The following is a 15,027-nucleotide window of genomic DNA, read 5'->3' as shown; positions in this document are numbered from 1 at the left end:
ATAATGGATATAATAATTTACGTCAGGAGGAAAGCATGACAAAGAAGGAGATAGTGCTGCAAATAGCCAACGAATCCGGCCTTAAACAAGTGGACGTAAAGCTTGTGGTCCAGCGCACCCTCGACATCATTGTAGGTGCCCTGGCGAACGCCGAAACCGTTGAACTGAGGAATTTCGGGATATTCAAGGTCAAATCCCGCCGCGGGAGGACAGGCAGGAATCCGCGGACCGGCGTCACCGTACCTGTTCCGCCAAAGAAGGTTGCGGTATTCAAGCCGGGGCTCATAATGAAACAAAAGGTTAAATAAACCTACCTTAAATACCCCTTATGAAAGAACAATTAAAAGCATTGCGGGGGACTAAAGATCTCCTGCCAAAAGATGCGAGATTATGGACGATCCTGGAGGAGAAGGCCAGGGCCGTCTTCTATCATTTCGGCTACAGCGAGGTCCGCACGCCTGTAATAGAAGAGTCTGCCCTGTTCGTGAGATCGCTGGGACAGGGGACGGATATCGTCGAGAAACAGATGTTCACCTTCCTCGACAGGGGCGAGCGTTCCATTACGCTGAGACCCGAGGCTACGGCTTCGGTGGTAAGGGCGTATCTCGAGAACAATCTTGAGAACGAGATGGGGTTCGCTAAGCTTTTCTATATGGGCCCGATGTTCAGGGCAGAAAGGCCGCAGGCCGGAAGGATGCGCCAATTCCACCAGATAGGCGTTGAGGCGATAGGTTCATACAGTCCTTACCTCGATGCGGAAGTGATAGCCCTGCTGGCCTCATTGCTGGATTCTTTCAATATCAGGAACTACGAGATCAAGATAAACTCCCTGGGCTGCGTTAAGGACAAGGAAGCCCTCTCTAACGGGCTGCGTCAGGCGCTCGGGAGCCGCATAAATAACCTTTGCGATGACTGCAAGGCCCGTTACGAAAAAAATATCCTGCGCGTCCTCGATTGCAAGAATGATGCCTGCAGGAGCGAGATAAAAAAGATATTCAAAGGGACCGGGGAATACCTCTGTCCCGATTGCCGCACGCATTTCGAGACGGTAAAGAAGGCGCTCGATGGCCTTAAGATTAATTACAATTTAGAGCCGTATCTGGTAAGGGGCCTCGACTATTACACCAAAACGACCTTTGAGGTGGTCCATAAAAAACTCGGCGCCCAGGACGCCATCGGCGCAGGCGGCAGGTATGACAACCTTGTCTCAGACCTCGGCGGGCAGCCGAAAGGCGCCTGTGGTTTCGCTATCGGGATGGAACGGTCCGTCATGTCCCTCCAGGATATCCCGGAACTTGACGGGGGCTTGAATATTTACATCGCCACGATGGGGGAAGAGGCATATAAATTAGGATTCTCCCTCGCCATGTCCTTGCGCGGGCAGGGCATCTCGGCGGAAGCGGACTTTGAAGGCAAATCGCTGAAGGCGCAGATGCGGTCGGCGGACAGGCTCGGCGCGAAATATGTCGCTATCATAGGCGAGGACGAGATAAAGAACCACACGATAACTTTAAGGAACATGTCGACCAAGGAACAGACCGCGGTACCGGAACGCAGCTTCGCCTCGGAAATGGAAAGGATATTCATCAAATAAATGTACAGGACGCACACCTGCGGTGAATTGACAGCCAAAAACCTCGGTGATAAAGTCACCCTGGCCGGTTGGGTGCACAGGAGGCGCGATCACGGCGGCCTTATCTTCATTGACCTGCGCGACAGGTACGGCCTGACCCAGATCGTATTCAATCCCTCTAAATCAAAGGAACTCCACGACGCGGCCGAATCTTTGCGCGGCGAATACGTCATAATGGTCGAGGGAGAAGTCGCGAGCCGTCCAAAAGGCACCGAGAATCCCAAATTAAAGACCGGGGAGATCGAGATAGCCGTTTCCAAACTTACGATACTAAACACCGCGCAGACCCCGCCGTTCGAGATAGATGACGAGGGGCAGATATCCGAGGAGATGAGGTTCACATATAGGTTCGTCGACCTAAGGCGCAAGTCCTCGCGCGATAAGCTGATAATACGGCACAAGGTCTGCCACGCAACAAGGAACTTTCTCGAATCGGAGGGATTTATCGAGGTTGAGACGCCGATATTGACGAAATCCACCCCGGAAGGCGCCAGGGACTACCTTGTGCCTAGCAGGCTAAGCCAAGGGAAATTCTTCGCCCTGCCGCAGTCGCCGCAATTATTCAAGCAGATCCTAATGGTCGCGGGGATGGACAGGTATTTCCAGATCGCGAAATGTTTCAGGGACGAGGACCTCAGGGCCGACAGGCAGCCCGAGTTCACCCAGCTCGATATCGAGATGTCTTTTGTGGATGTCGATGACATCCTCGGCCTGACCGAACGACTCATAAAGGCTATATTCAAAGAAGGGATAGGCGTAGAGCTAAAGACGCCGTTCCCGAGGATAAAGCACAGCGAGTCGATAGAGAGGTTCGGCACCGATAAGCCGGATACCAGGTTCGGCATGGAACTCTCGGACCTCACGGATACATTAAAGGGCAGCCAATTCCAGACCTTTGAAAAAGTCACCGCCGGAGGCGGGATAATAAAGGCGCTGAATTTAAAAGGCAAGGCGGACATCTCAAGGAGCGAGATAGACGGGCTTACAGAGCTGGCTATTAAGTTCGGGGCGAAGGGGCTCGCATATTTCAAGGCAGGGGAGGGAGCCGTCGATTGCCCGATCGCGAAATTTTTCGATGAGGGGCGCGTGAAGGCGATGTTAAAGAAAATGGACGCCGCGAAAGGCGATCTGATCCTGGCTGTCGCCGACAAGAAGGAGACCGTAAATGACGTCCTCGCTCACCTCAGGACGGCGCTCGCGAAAAAATACGGCCCGATAGATAAAAATAAATTCGATTTCCTCTGGGTCGTGGAATTCCCGTGGTTTAAATATAACGACGAGGAGAAGCGATGGGAAGCGGAACACCATCCTTTTACGGCGCCGTATGATGAGGACATCGGGATCATTGATACGCATCCGGAAAAAGTCAGGGCTAAGGCGTATGACTTGGTATTGAACGGCACCGAGATAAGCTCGGGCTCGATAAGGATACACAACAGGGAGACCCAGTTGAAGATATTCAAGGCGATAGGCCTTAGCGAAGAGGAAATAAAGGCGAGGTTCGGTTTCCTTCTCGAGGCCTTTTCGTACGGCGCACCGCCCCACGGCGGCATAGCTCCCGGCCTCGACAGGCTGATAGCCATGATGACCGGCTCTGAAAGCATCAGGGATGTGATAGCGTTCCCGAAGACACAGAAGGCAGTCTGTTTCATGACCGGCGCGCCTTCAGACGTATCGGAAAAACAATTGAAGGAGCTGGGATTAATCCTAAAGGATAGCCCTTCGCAGTCCACTAAGCGAAGGAGCTAAACCTCAAAAAATAAAGGAGGAGGGGAATGAAGAAGTTATTTGTGTTTTTGGCTTTGGCGGTCATGATCACGGCGTTGACCGGATGCTCGGTCACGACAAAGATGGTTACGAGGGAGAGGGTCGACCAGGAACTGTCAAGTTCAGCGGGTAACCAGGGATATCTAATGGGAACCGCGCCTGCTGTAGGCGAGAGGAAACCCACAAAGACCTATATAGAAGTCCAGGTAGAGACGCCGGCAATAGAGAGGGAGAACAGGGCGCCGAAAAAAGCAATGGAAACATCCGCGCCGGCCCCGGAACCTGCAACGAATTTCGGGACAGAGCCCGATGAAGGACCTATCACCTCAATAGAGAAGAAAGAAGAACTGGTCAATTATAAGGTCCAAAAGGGCGAGACGCTGCAGAAGATATCGCAGAAGCTATACGGGACTACCAAGAAGTGGAAAAAGCTTTACGACATCAACAAAGACGTCCTTAAGTCACCCGATAAGATCCGTCCCGGAATGACGATCAAAGTCCCAAAGACAAACGTCGGCGCGGAAACAGAAGGGAATGAATATACAAAATAAGGGCATATGGACAAGACCTTTAAGCTCTTAAGCGACGAGGAGGCCCGCGTCCTTTTCGGCCGGCATGACGAAAACCTCAAGGCGATCGAAGGGGAATTCGAGGTCAAGATCACTGCCCGGGGCGAGAACCTGACCATAGGCGGCGAAGGCAAGAACGTCGAAAAGGCCTCGAGGCTGTTCGGACAACTCCTGGACATAATCAGGATGGGCCGGCCTATCCACCAGCATGAGATCCTTTACGCGGTAAAGGCGCTGCGCGATAACACGGTCCTCGACCTCCACTCCATCTATCTCGACAAGATAGAGATAATGTCGAAAAAGCAATTTGTGACGCCGAAGACGGCAGGGCAGAAGAATTATGTCGACGCTATAAGGCAATTCGACATCGTCTTCGGGATCGGCCCTGCCGGCACCGGCAAGACATACCTGGCGATGGCCATGGCTATCAACGCGTTAAAGCTCGGCCACGTAAGCCGCATAGTCCTGACCAGGCCCGCGGTAGAGGCGGGGGAAAGCCTCGGTTTCCTCCCGGGCGATATAGAAGAGAAGGTGTCTCCGTACCTCCGTCCCTTATATGATGCGCTTTACGAGATGATGGACCTCGACAAGGTAGAGCGTTTCCTGGGCAGAGGAGTGATAGAGGTGGCGCCGCTCGCGTTCATGCGCGGCCGGACCCTCAACGACTCTTTTGTGATCCTCGACGAAGCGCAGAATGCGACCGCCGAACAGATGAAGATGTTCCTGACAAGGCTCGGTTTCGATTCGAAGACGGTAATAACCGGCGACCTCACGCAGAGCGACCTGCCCGGAGGGAAGGCGGTCGGTCTCCTGCAGGCACAGGAAGTCCTGAAAGAGATCGAGGGAATAAAGTTCACATATTTTACAGGCGACGATGTCGTCCGCCACGAACTGGTGCAGGACATCATAAAGGCGTACGAGAAATTTAACGTCAAATAAGGTGCATAGCATGGATATATTCAAAAGACCTGAACCTATGCCGCGTGAGATAACGGTGAGGTGGCTTATTGCAGCCGCGACCTGCGTGGCGCTCGTATCGGTCATATACATAGGCAAGACCCCTTACGGCGGCCAGCCGCAGGTAGGCAAGGTCGCGGACAGGAATATATACGCCCCGGTCGATTTCTCGTTCAATGCCGGATTAGATGCGGAAAAGACCGCGAGGCTTAAAAATGAGGCGGCGCTCTCCGTAAAAGATGTCTACGACATCGACCCGGCCGTATACGATAAGTCCGCGCAAAATATCAAGGCCCTCTTCTCCGCGCTCAAAGAGCTGAAAGCGGCGGGAGATGCCGGACCTGAGGACCGGATCGCAAAGCTCAAGTCCGCTAGCAAGATCGAACTTTCAGATAACGACTTCAAGGCGCTGCTGGCTTCCCCGGAATCCGAAAAGGCGGAGGCGCCTATCCTTGGCCAGCTGGAGGTTATCTTTTCGCAGGGCGTCATCCCGGCCGAAGATAAAGAAAACCTGAAAAAACAGGACAAGCCCTCCATAACGGTCAGGAACATTTCCGGAAAAACAGAATATGGCGCCGAGGTCAAGAACCTTAAGGCCGCCTCCGACTTCCAGAATCCCTCACAGCCTTTGTTCGCCGACTCAACCCTGGCCGACAATAAACTTAAATCCGTTATGAGGGCTATCATCTCGGCAACAGTATCCGCCAATCTGAAATCGAATGCGGTCGAAACCTCCAGACGGCGCGAGGAAGCTATAACCGGTGTGCCTGCCCAGGAAAAATCCGTAGATGTCGTCCAAGGCGAGCTGATAGCCAACAGGGGAGAGAGGATAACGCCGTTCCATCTCGCGAAATTCGAGGCCCTGCGCGCGGCCTCGGTATCCGAACAAAGGTTCGCGCTGTCGATACTCGGCATCTTTTTCATCGTGATCATACTTGTCATCATAACAGGCCTTTATTTAAAATATTACGAACCCTCGATCTACTCAAACAACAGGCATCTCGTACTTATGGCGGCCATGGCCGTAGTGATCACGGCGATAGGCAAGGCCATCTCCCTTTCGAACGGCCCCGCGTATTTCGTGCCGGTCGCGATAGTGCCGATATTGATCGGCCTTTTGTTGGGCGTGAGGCCGGCCATAATCATCGCCATGGCATTGAGCATACTCGCCGGGCTGGTGGGCGGCGAAAGGTTCGATTCGACGCTGGTATTCATCGCCGGCAGCGTGGTAGGCATATACACGGTAAGGGCGGTAAGGAAAAGATCTGAGCTCTTCAAGGCCGGCATGGTCGTGGGCGTCACTAACGCCGTCTGCGTCATCGGCCTCGGCATACTTAATAACCTCGAAAGCAGCGTAATATTCAAGGACGCGTCCATGTTCCTGATGAACGGCATCGCGGTCGGGATAATCATCGTGGGCACGCTCCATATATTCGAATCGCTATTCAAGATGACGACGAACATCTCCCTGCTAGAATTGGCCGACCCGAATAACCCGCTGCTAAAGGAACTGATACTCAAGGCGCCGGGCACCTACCACCACAGCCTGATAGTGGGAAACCTCGCCGAGTCTGCCTGCGACGCGATAGGCGCGAACGGCCTCCTGGCAAGGGTCGGGTCTTACTACCACGATATCGGAAAAGTGGAGAAGTCCGAATATTTCGCCGAGAACCAGCCCATAACCGAAAGCCAGCACGACAAGCTCGCGCCGACGATGTCGAGCCTCATAATAATAAACCACGTGAAAGACGGCCTCGAAAAGGCGAAGAAGGCCGGCCTGAACAGCGCCCTGATGGATTTCATCGAACAGCATCACGGGACCGGGCTCATATATTATTTCTACCAGAGGGCTTTGGAATCGGTTGAGGACCTCAACAAGCTTGAGGAAGAGGGGTTCCGCTATCCCGGCCCGAAACCCCAGACCAAGGAGACCGCGATAGTCCATTTGGCGGACTCGGTCGAGGCCGCGTCGCGCACCCTTCAAAACCCGACCCCGGCGAACCTCGAGGAACTTGTCCGCAGGATAATAAACAATAAATTCATCGACGGCCAGCTGGACGAGTGCGACCTTACCTTAAAGGACCTGAATATAATAGCGGTCACCTTCACCAAGGTCCTGACAGGCGTATACCACACCAGGGTCCAGTACCCGAACGGCAAGGAATAAGGGGTGCCTAAGCCGGGCCGCGTTGCCGTATTGACCGAAGGCGTAAAGCTGCCGTTCCCTAAAAAGGCAGCCGTAAAGTGCGCTGAAAAGATATTGTCGATGGCCGGGGGAAACAGGGACCGTATCTGCATACTCTTTACGGATGACGCGGGAATAAGAAGGTTGAATAAAAAATACAGGAAGAGGGATAAGAGCACCGACGTGATAGCCTTCGAGAGCGGGGATATCGCCATATCGGCGCAAACGGCCGCAAAAAATTCCAGGCGTTTCGGGTCCACGGCGGCGGAAGAATTGAGATTATACATCGTGCACGGGATACTCCATCTCTCCGGATACGACGATACCTCTTCGTCGAAAAGGAAAGAGATGAGAAGAGCGGAAGGAAGGATCCTCCGGGGATTATGAAAAAACGCGGCCTTACAGAGTCTTTCAATTACGCGATAGAGGGGCTTAAGCATACGCTCAAGACCCAACGGAACATGCGCATCCATTTTGTGATAGGCGCGGCGGTCATAATACTCGGCCTGGTCGCGGGACTGCCGCCCGTGGAATTCATCCTGCTTTTAAGCGCGGTCACCCTGGTGATCGTAGCCGAGATGTTCAATACTGCCCTCGAACTGGCCGTAGATATGTTCACCAAGGAATTCCACCATATGGCCAAGCTGGCGAAGGATATCGCGGCAGGGTGCGTCTTCGTCACGTCCGTTTACGCTGTCATAGTCGGATACTTGATCTTCTTCAAGACGGTAAAACTAATAGACCTCTCTGAGGGCATCTCCCGCATAAGGCAATCGCCCTGGCACATCACTTTCATCGCGCTCGTCGCGGTAATTTCCCTGGTGATAATAATCAAGATACTTTTGAGGAGGGGGACGCCGCTAAGGGGCGGCTGGCCCAGCGGCCATTCGGCGCTCGGTTTCTCTGTCTTTACCGTGATAACACTGCTTACCCTCAACGGCGTGGCCTCCGCGCTTGCCTTCCTGATGGCGATACTGTTGGCCATATCGAGGGTAAGGAAAGGGCTGCATACGGTATGGGAGGCGATAGCCGGATCTGTGGTCGGCATACTCGCCACGCTTCTGATATTCGAACTTTTATACAGGGGCTGATATGTTCACAAGCATCAGAAAGAATTTTATCACGGGCGTCGCGGTAATACTTCCGGCCTTAATAACCATCTGGCTGGTAAAATTCGCTGTTGTTAAAACCAACTATTTCCTGCTTGAGCCCATAGCGGACTTCCTGCGGCCGTTCATCCTTGACAGCACTATCCTCGAATACATAGCGAAGGTCCTTACTCTTGTCTTTCTTGTCGTCATAATTTCACTCATAGGCTTCGGCACCAGGATCTTATTTTTAAGGAAGTTCTTCTCTTTTTGGGAAAAAAATATCTCCCAACTGCCAATGATAGGCAAGATCTACGGCGCCATAAAAGAGATGAGCCATGCCATCCTCGGCCAGTCGAAGAGCATATTTACCAGGGTCGTGCTTGTCGCGTTCCCCAGGCCGGGCATCTACGCCATAGGGTTCGTGACATATGAAGGCAAGGGAGAGCTCCAGGACAAGACCGTGACAAGGGTAACAAACGTCTTTGTCCCAACCTCGCCTAATCCTACTTCGGGATTTTTACTTCTTGTGCCGGAAAAGGAGATGATAAAGCTGGACATGAGCGTGGAGGAAGGGCTTAAACTGGTCATCTCGGGAGGAATCGTCCCGCTGCCCGAAAGGGTCAAAATAAAGAAGAAGGATGGCGATACAGACAACTGAGGCCATCGTCCTGAACAGGCGGGACCTCAGAGAGACCAGCATATTAGCGACTTTTTATTCCAAAGATTTCGGAAAGATAAAAGGGATCCTTAAGGGGATCCGCGGCGACAGGTCGAAATACGGGAGTTTCGCCGAATTATTCACCCTGAACAAGATAGTGTTCTATGAAAAAACGAAGAGCGAATTCCAGAACATAACCCAGTGCGACCTGGAAGACGGGTTCTTCGGCATACGCAAAAGCCTGGGTGCGATAGCGCACGCGACGTATCTGGTCGAGTTGGTCGATGAGCTGACCGAGCCGGCCGAAAAGAACGGCGATATATACGGGCTGCTCCTTAACTCGCTGAGGCTGTTGTCAAAGGGATCTGAGCCGACGAAGATAACCCGCGTATTCGAGATCCGCCTGCTGACGCTTTTGGGTTTCGGCCCGGCCGCCGAAGGCAGCAACGTCGGCGGGATCAAGGTATCGCCGGGGACAGCCCAGACCTTCAACCGGCTTAAGAACGCGGCGTGGGATTCGCTGTTGAAGTTCAGGATATCGAAGTCGATAGAGCAGGAGCTCGGTTCGCTTGTGGAAAAGCTCCTGGCGTCGCACCTCGATAGGCCGCTAAGGTCAAAAAAATTCCTTAACGAAATAAAAAGGCTGAATAAACGGGAGTAAAGTCCGGGAACTACTTGATATTTTATCCGATCTGTGATACTTTACTTAACCTATGCTTAAATTAAAAAAACCATGAACGAAAACCTGATGGACAAAGTCGTTTCGCTATGCAAGCGCCGGGGTTTCATCTTCCAATCATCCGAGATCTACGGCGGCTTGAGCAATACCTGGGACTACGGCCCCTACGGCGCCGAGCTGAAGAATAACCTTAAGCGCTCCTGGTGGAAGTCCGTCGTTCACGGACGGGATGACGTATACGGAATGGACGCGGCGATCCTCATGAATCCCAGGGTTTGGCAGGCTTCAGGCCACGTAGAGAATTTCTTTGACATGAAGAGCGACTGTAAGTCGTGCAAGAAAAGGTTTAAGGCCGAGGACCTTAAAGAGAGCAGAAAATGCCCGGAATGCGGCGGCGAATTGACCGAGGCACGGCCGTTCAACCTGATGTTCAAGACATACCAGGGCGTGGTGGAAGACTCGGCGAACGCCATATATCTCCGGCCCGAGACAGCGCAGGGGATGTTCGTGAATTTCATGAATATCCTGGACACAAGGCATCCGAAACTGCCTTTCGGCCTGGCGCAGATCGGCAAGGCGTTCCGCAACGAGATAACGCCCGGCAACTTCACTTTCCGCACGCGCGAGTTCGAACAGATGGAGATAGAATATTTTGTCCGGCCCGAAGAAGCGGATAAAAAACTGGATGAATGGGTCGAGGCGCGTTTTAACTGGTACCTCGGCTTAGGCATCAAGAAAGACAATTTACGCCTGCGTCCCCACGGCAAGGAAGAGCTGGCTCATTACGCCAAGGCCTGCACCGATATAGAATATAATTTTCCTTTCGGCTGGAGCGAACTGGAGGGCGTTGCTAACCGCACGGATTTCGACCTGAAGCAGCACAGCAAGGCAAGCGGCCAGGAGCTCCAATATTTTGACGCTGCGACAAAAGAAAAATTCTATCCCTATATCATCGAACCTTCCGGCGGAGTAGACAGGAGCGTCCTGGCGTTACTGGTGGATGCCTATAACGAAGAGAAGGTCAAAGATGATATGCGGGTAGTCTTAAAACTGGATAAAGACCTGGCTCCTGTAAAGGTTGCGGTATTCCCGCTTTTAAGGAACCGGCCGGAAATTGTGGAGCTGGCAAAAAGGATCACGAAGGACCTCAAGAAGAGCATGGTCGCGATATACGACGATACAGGCGCGATCGGCAAGCTTTACCGCAGGCAGGACGAAGTAGGCACGCTTTACTGCGTGACCGTGGACGTGCAATCGCTGGAAGATAAACAGGTGACGGTGCGCCAAAGGGATACGATGCAGCAGGAACGGGTTCCTATAGATAATTTAAATAACTATTTGGAAGAAAAGCTAAGGTAGGCAACTAAGAAAAGGGGGTTGTAAAGCAATGGCAACAAAGTCAAAGGGCAGTAAAAAATACGTTTATTCTTTCGGCGGCGGCAAAGCCGACGGCAACGAAAGCATGAAAAATCTCCTGGGTGGCAAAGGCGCCAACCTTGCGGAGATGGCGGGCCATAGGGACTTAAAACTGCCTGTCCCTCCGGGGTTCACAATAACCACCGAAGTCTGCACATATTATTACGATAACAAGAGGACGTATCCCGCGGCGCTTAAAGACCAGGTCAACAAGGCGCTGGCGCAGGTCGAAAAATTGATGGGCAGGAAGTTCGGCGACCCGGCGAATCCTCTATTGGTCTCGGTCCGTTCCGGCGCGCGCAAATCGATGCCCGGCATGATGGAGACGGTATTGAACGTCGGCCTCACCGAGAAGACTATCCCCGGCCTCATCAAGCAGAGCGGCGGGAATACCCGTTTTGTATACGACGCGTACCGCAGGTTAATAACAATGTATTCGGACGTCGTAATGGAAAAAGCCGCGGGCATCGAGCCGGCGGATGACATGGGTATCCGCAAGCAGCTCGAAAGGATAATGGACAAATTAAAGAGGGAAAAAGGATATTCCAGCGATACAGATATGACCGCCGACGACCTCAAGGTGATCTGCAACCAGTACAAGGCAAAGATAAAGGAAGTCTTGAAGAAGGAATTCCCGGACGACCCGATGGAACAGATGTGGGGCGGGATCGGCGCTGTATTCGCTTCATGGAACGGCAAGCGCGCGATCAGCTACCGCCGCATCGAGGGGATACCCGATGAATGGGGCACGGCCGTAAACGTCCAGACGATGGTCTTCGGCAACATGGGTGAGGATTCTGCTACGGGCGTCGCCTTCACCCGTAATCCCGGAAACGGCGAGAACGGTTTCTACGGGGAATACCTTATTAACGCGCAGGGCGAAGATGTCGTCGCGGGTATCCGCACGCCCGGCCCGATAAACGGGTATTCGAAATCGGAACATAACAAGTCCCTGAAGACGCTCGAAGAGGTGATGCCTAAGATATACAAGGAGCTTGTCGATTTCCGCAAGCGCCTCGAAAAACATTACCATGACATGCAGGACATCGAGTTCACGATAGAGAAGGACAGGCTTTTCATGCTCCAGTGCCGTTCCGGTAAACGCAACGGCCCGGCCGCTGTCCGCATGGCTGTCGATATGCTCAAGGAAAAATTGATAGATAAGCAGACCGCGGTGATGCGCGTGACACCGGCGCAGCTCGATGAGCTTTTGCATCCTATCATCGACCCGAAAGTCGAATTGGCGCACAAGCCCATGGCAAAAGGCCTTCCGGCCGGGCCGGGCGGCGCGTGCGGCCAGATAGTGTTTTCCGCGCATGACGCAGTAGAATGGAGGAAGCAGGGAAAGAAAGTCATCCTCGTCCGCGAGGAGACCAATCCCGAGGACGTCGAAGGCATGAGGGCTGCGGAGGCCATACTTACGGCGCGCGGCGGCATGACTTCGCACGCGGCGCTTGTCGCGCGCGGATGGGGCAAATGCTGCGTCGTAGGATGCGGTGCGCTGCACGTCGATTACGATAAAAAAGAGATGAGGGCCGAAGGCAAGACCCTTAAGGAAGGCGATTGGATAACCTTGAACGGCACAAAAGGCAACGTCTACGAAGGTAAGCTGCCGATGATGGACGCTTCCTCGGAAAACCAATTGCTCAACGATTTCCTCAAGGTCTGCGACACCATAAAGAAGCTTGGGGTCAGGACCAATGCCGATACACCGGATGACGCTACAAGGGCGCGCCAGTTCGGCGCAGAGGGCATCGGCCTCTTCAGGACAGAGCATATGTTCTACGGAAAGGGTTCTGACGAGCCTCTCTTCTTATTAAGGAAGATGATAGTCTCGAAGACCCTGGATGAGAGGAAGAAAGCGATAAATGAGCTCTTCCCGTACGTCAAGAAGGACATCAAGGGCACGATCGAGGCGATGGACGGCTACCCTGTCGTCATCAGGCTGCTCGACCCGCCGCTGCACGAGTTCGTGCCGCGCGAAAAAGAAAAGCTCGAACAGCTCGCCAAGGACTTGAACATATCCATGGACGAGCTTTCAAAGCGCGCCGAGAACCTGCATGAGTCGAACCCGATGATGGGCCATCGCGGCGTCCGTTTAGGGGTGACCTATCCCGAGGTTAGCGAGATGCAGATCCGCGCGATATTCGAATCTGCCGCCGAGCTTATAAAGGAAGGCAAGAAGCCCTATCCTGAGATAATGATACCGGTCGTATGCGACGTCAAAGAGCTCAACGACCAGATGGCAATATATAAGAAGGTATACGACGAGGTTGTCTCGAAATATAACCTCAAGGCCATAAAGTGCATGTTCGGGACGATGATAGAGATACCGAGGGCCGCGATAGTCGCAGACAAGCTCGCGACTGTAGCCCAGTTCTTCTCGTTCGGGACCAACGACATGACACAGATGGGCTTCGGTTTCTCGCGCGATGACATCGGCGGGTTCCTCCCGGATTACCTGAAGAAGGGTATACTCCCGGACGACCCGTTCCAGACGATCGACCAGGAAGGCATCGGAGAAATAATCAAGATAGGCATCGAACGGGGCAGGAAAGGCCGCAAGGACCTCGAGGTCGGCATCTGCGGCGAACACGGCGGAGACCCGCGTTCAGTGGAGTTCTGCCACAGGGTAGGGATGGACTACGTGAGCTGCTCGCCGTTCCGCGTGCCTATCGCAAGGCTTGCCGCGGCACAGGCTGTACTTAAGGAAAAATAAGGACCGGCCATGGAACCGATCAAGGCGTATCTCAAGGATATAGAGAAGATAGCGCTTTTGACCGCCGAAGAAGAGATAGAGTTATCTAAACTGGCTAAAAAAGGCGACGTCAAGGCGGAGAAGAGGATGATACAATCGAACCTCCGTCTTGTCGTCAGCATAGCCAAGAAATACAGCTACTTCGGTGTTCCGCTGCTGGACCTTATAGAAGAAGGCAACCTCGGCCTGATGAAGGCCGTAAAAAAATTCAACCACAAGAAGGGGTTCCGTTTCTCGACTTACGCCGCATGGTGGATAAAACAATACATCCTCCGCGCGGTCGCAAACCAGGGAAAGACGGTCAGGATCCCGGTCTACATGATGGAGTTGACGTCGAGGTGGAAGAAGACCATCGAAAAGCTTTCCCAGAAACTGGGAAGGAAACCTACGACCGCCGAGATAGCGAAGTCGATGCAGATACCCGTAAGGAAGGCGCAGGAGCTCGAGACCGTAATGACGCAGCCTACTTCGCTCGAGTCACCGGTAGGCGAGGACGACAGCGGGACGATGATGGACCTTATCGAGGACACTAAGGCGTCCTCAGCCAGCGATGAGATGTCCAACTTCCTCCGCCAAGAGAAGATCACCGACCTCTTCAAAAAGATGAACAAGAGGGAGCAGGAGATCCTAAACATGCGGTTCGGCCTTAAAGACGACGCCCCGCATACGCTCGAAGAGGTGGCGGACAAATTCAAGATAACGCGGGAGAGGGTAAGGCAGATAGAAGAGGCGGCATTAAGGAAACTCAGGAAGAACATGACGACCCAGGAGATGCAATAATGAATGATCCCAAGATCGTTGAAGAACTGAAAAAGTCGATCCGCGATATACCCGACTTCCCGAAGAAGGGTATAATATTCAAGGATATCACCACTCTCCTCAAAGACGGCAGGAAATTCCAGGGTGCGATTGACTGCCTCGTTGAAAGATATAAGGGAAAGAAGATAGACAAAGTCGTCTCGATAGAGGCGAGGGGTTTCATATTCGGCAGCGCCATAGCTTACAGGCTCGGCGCAGGCCTCGTCCCCGTCCGGAAAAAAGGCAAATTGCCGCATGAGACACACAGGGTAGAGTACGAATTGGAATACGGGACCGATTCGCTTGAGATACACAAGGACGCGATAAACCCCGGTGACAATGTTTTGCTGATTGACGACTTGCTGGCAACAGGCGGCACGATGAGCGCCGTATCCGGCCTCATCGAAAAGATGGGGGCCAAGATAGTCGAAGTCGCTTTTCTCATCGAATTGACATTCCTTAAAGGCCGCGAACGCCTTAAGGACAGGCAGGTCTTCTCGCTGATAGAATTTTGAT

At 53.1% G+C, this 15,027-nt stretch carries 13 protein-coding genes and 1 pseudogene; all 14 read left to right on the top strand.

Features of this window, described 5'->3' with window-relative positions; genetic code table 11:
* Window positions 1-20 precede the first annotated feature (20 nt).
* Window positions 21-308: pseudogene (locus PHO67_01290) on the top strand (integration host factor subunit beta).
* Between the two features lie 20 nt (window positions 309-328).
* A complete protein-coding gene (hisS, locus tag PHO67_01285; protein MDD5545781.1) occupies window positions 329-1,594 on the top strand; it encodes a histidine--tRNA ligase in 1,266 nt (421 codons plus the stop codon).
* Window positions 1,595-3,382, top strand: a complete 1,788-nt coding sequence (aspS, locus tag PHO67_01280; protein ID MDD5545780.1) for an aspartate--tRNA ligase — start codon at window positions 1,595-1,597, stop codon at window positions 3,380-3,382.
* A gap of 26 nt (window positions 3,383-3,408) precedes the next feature.
* The gene (locus PHO67_01275; GenBank protein ID MDD5545779.1) at window positions 3,409-3,951 is read left to right on the top strand and encodes a LysM peptidoglycan-binding domain-containing protein; all 543 of its coding nucleotides are present in this window, start codon (window positions 3,409-3,411) and stop codon (window positions 3,949-3,951) included.
* Between the two features lie 6 nt (window positions 3,952-3,957).
* Window positions 3,958-4,908 carry a PhoH family protein gene (locus PHO67_01270; protein ID MDD5545778.1) on the top strand — a complete coding sequence of 317 codons (951 nt, stop codon included), beginning with the start codon at window positions 3,958-3,960 and terminating at the stop codon, window positions 4,906-4,908.
* Window positions 4,909-4,918: 10 nt separating this feature from the next.
* Entirely contained in the window at window positions 4,919-7,093 is a 2,175-nt protein-coding gene (locus PHO67_01265) for an HDIG domain-containing protein (GenBank protein MDD5545777.1), read from the top strand.
* A 3-nt stretch (window positions 7,094-7,096) separates the two neighbouring features.
* Window positions 7,097-7,498, top strand: coding sequence for an rRNA maturation RNase YbeY (gene ybeY, locus PHO67_01260; GenBank protein MDD5545776.1), 402 nt, complete (start codon window positions 7,097-7,099; stop codon window positions 7,496-7,498).
* Window positions 7,495-8,202, top strand: coding sequence for a diacylglycerol kinase (locus PHO67_01255; protein MDD5545775.1), 708 nt, complete (start codon window positions 7,495-7,497; stop codon window positions 8,200-8,202). Before ybeY ends, PHO67_01255 begins: the two co-directional genes overlap by 4 nt.
* Before the next feature lies 1 nt (window position 8,203).
* Window positions 8,204-8,860, top strand: coding sequence for a DUF502 domain-containing protein (locus PHO67_01250; protein MDD5545774.1), 657 nt, complete (start codon window positions 8,204-8,206; stop codon window positions 8,858-8,860).
* The gene (recO, locus tag PHO67_01245; protein ID MDD5545773.1) at window positions 8,841-9,521 is read left to right on the top strand and encodes a DNA repair protein RecO; all 681 of its coding nucleotides are present in this window, start codon (window positions 8,841-8,843) and stop codon (window positions 9,519-9,521) included. The genes PHO67_01250 and recO overlap by 20 nt, the downstream gene beginning before the upstream one ends.
* An 87-nt stretch (window positions 9,522-9,608) precedes the next feature.
* Window positions 9,609-10,898 (top strand): glycine--tRNA ligase, encoded by a 1,290-nt coding sequence (locus PHO67_01240; protein ID MDD5545772.1) that lies wholly within the window; start codon window positions 9,609-9,611, stop codon window positions 10,896-10,898.
* Window positions 10,899-10,926: 28 nt separating this feature from the next.
* A complete protein-coding gene (gene ppdK / locus PHO67_01235; GenBank protein MDD5545771.1) occupies window positions 10,927-13,674 on the top strand; it encodes a pyruvate, phosphate dikinase in 2,748 nt (915 codons plus the stop codon).
* 9 nt (window positions 13,675-13,683) lie between these two features.
* The gene (locus tag PHO67_01230) at window positions 13,684-14,493 is read left to right on the top strand and encodes a sigma-70 family RNA polymerase sigma factor (protein ID MDD5545770.1); all 810 of its coding nucleotides are present in this window, start codon (window positions 13,684-13,686) and stop codon (window positions 14,491-14,493) included.
* The gene (locus tag PHO67_01225; GenBank protein ID MDD5545769.1) at window positions 14,493-15,026 is read left to right on the top strand and encodes an adenine phosphoribosyltransferase; all 534 of its coding nucleotides are present in this window, start codon (window positions 14,493-14,495) and stop codon (window positions 15,024-15,026) included. The genes PHO67_01230 and PHO67_01225 overlap by 1 nt, the downstream gene beginning before the upstream one ends.
* The last annotated feature ends 1 nt before the right edge of the window (window position 15,027 follow it).

This window comes from Candidatus Omnitrophota bacterium (assembly GCA_028716565.1).
Taxonomy (GTDB): Bacteria; Omnitrophota; Gorgyraeia; order Pluralincolimonadales; family Pluralincolimonadaceae; genus Pluralincolimonas.
This window is presented reverse-complemented; position numbering and strand designations above follow the sequence as displayed.

What these genes read in the sequence shown, in the direction of transcription:
- PHO67_01240 (MDD5545772.1), top strand. Translation starts at nt 9,609, where the DNA reads ATGGACAAAGTCGTTTCGCTATGCAAGCGCCGGGGTTTCATCTTCCAA.
- PHO67_01225 (MDD5545769.1), top strand. Translation starts at nt 14,493, where the DNA reads ATGAATGATCCCAAGATCGTTGAAGAACTGAAAAAGTCGATCCGCGAT.
- PHO67_01275 (MDD5545779.1), top strand. Translation starts at nt 3,409, where the DNA reads ATGAAGAAGTTATTTGTGTTTTTGGCTTTGGCGGTCATGATCACGGCG.
- hisS (MDD5545781.1), top strand. Translation starts at nt 329, where the DNA reads ATGAAAGAACAATTAAAAGCATTGCGGGGGACTAAAGATCTCCTGCCA.
- ppdK (MDD5545771.1), top strand. Translation starts at nt 10,927, where the DNA reads ATGGCAACAAAGTCAAAGGGCAGTAAAAAATACGTTTATTCTTTCGGC.
- PHO67_01265 (MDD5545777.1), top strand. Translation starts at nt 4,919, where the DNA reads ATGGATATATTCAAAAGACCTGAACCTATGCCGCGTGAGATAACGGTG.
- PHO67_01250 (MDD5545774.1), top strand. Translation starts at nt 8,204, where the DNA reads ATGTTCACAAGCATCAGAAAGAATTTTATCACGGGCGTCGCGGTAATA.
- PHO67_01270 (MDD5545778.1), top strand. Translation starts at nt 3,958, where the DNA reads ATGGACAAGACCTTTAAGCTCTTAAGCGACGAGGAGGCCCGCGTCCTT.
- recO (MDD5545773.1), top strand. Translation starts at nt 8,841, where the DNA reads ATGGCGATACAGACAACTGAGGCCATCGTCCTGAACAGGCGGGACCTC.
- PHO67_01255 (MDD5545775.1), top strand. Translation starts at nt 7,495, where the DNA reads ATGAAAAAACGCGGCCTTACAGAGTCTTTCAATTACGCGATAGAGGGG.
- PHO67_01230 (MDD5545770.1), top strand. Translation starts at nt 13,684, where the DNA reads ATGGAACCGATCAAGGCGTATCTCAAGGATATAGAGAAGATAGCGCTT.
- aspS (MDD5545780.1), top strand. Translation starts at nt 1,595, where the DNA reads ATGTACAGGACGCACACCTGCGGTGAATTGACAGCCAAAAACCTCGGT.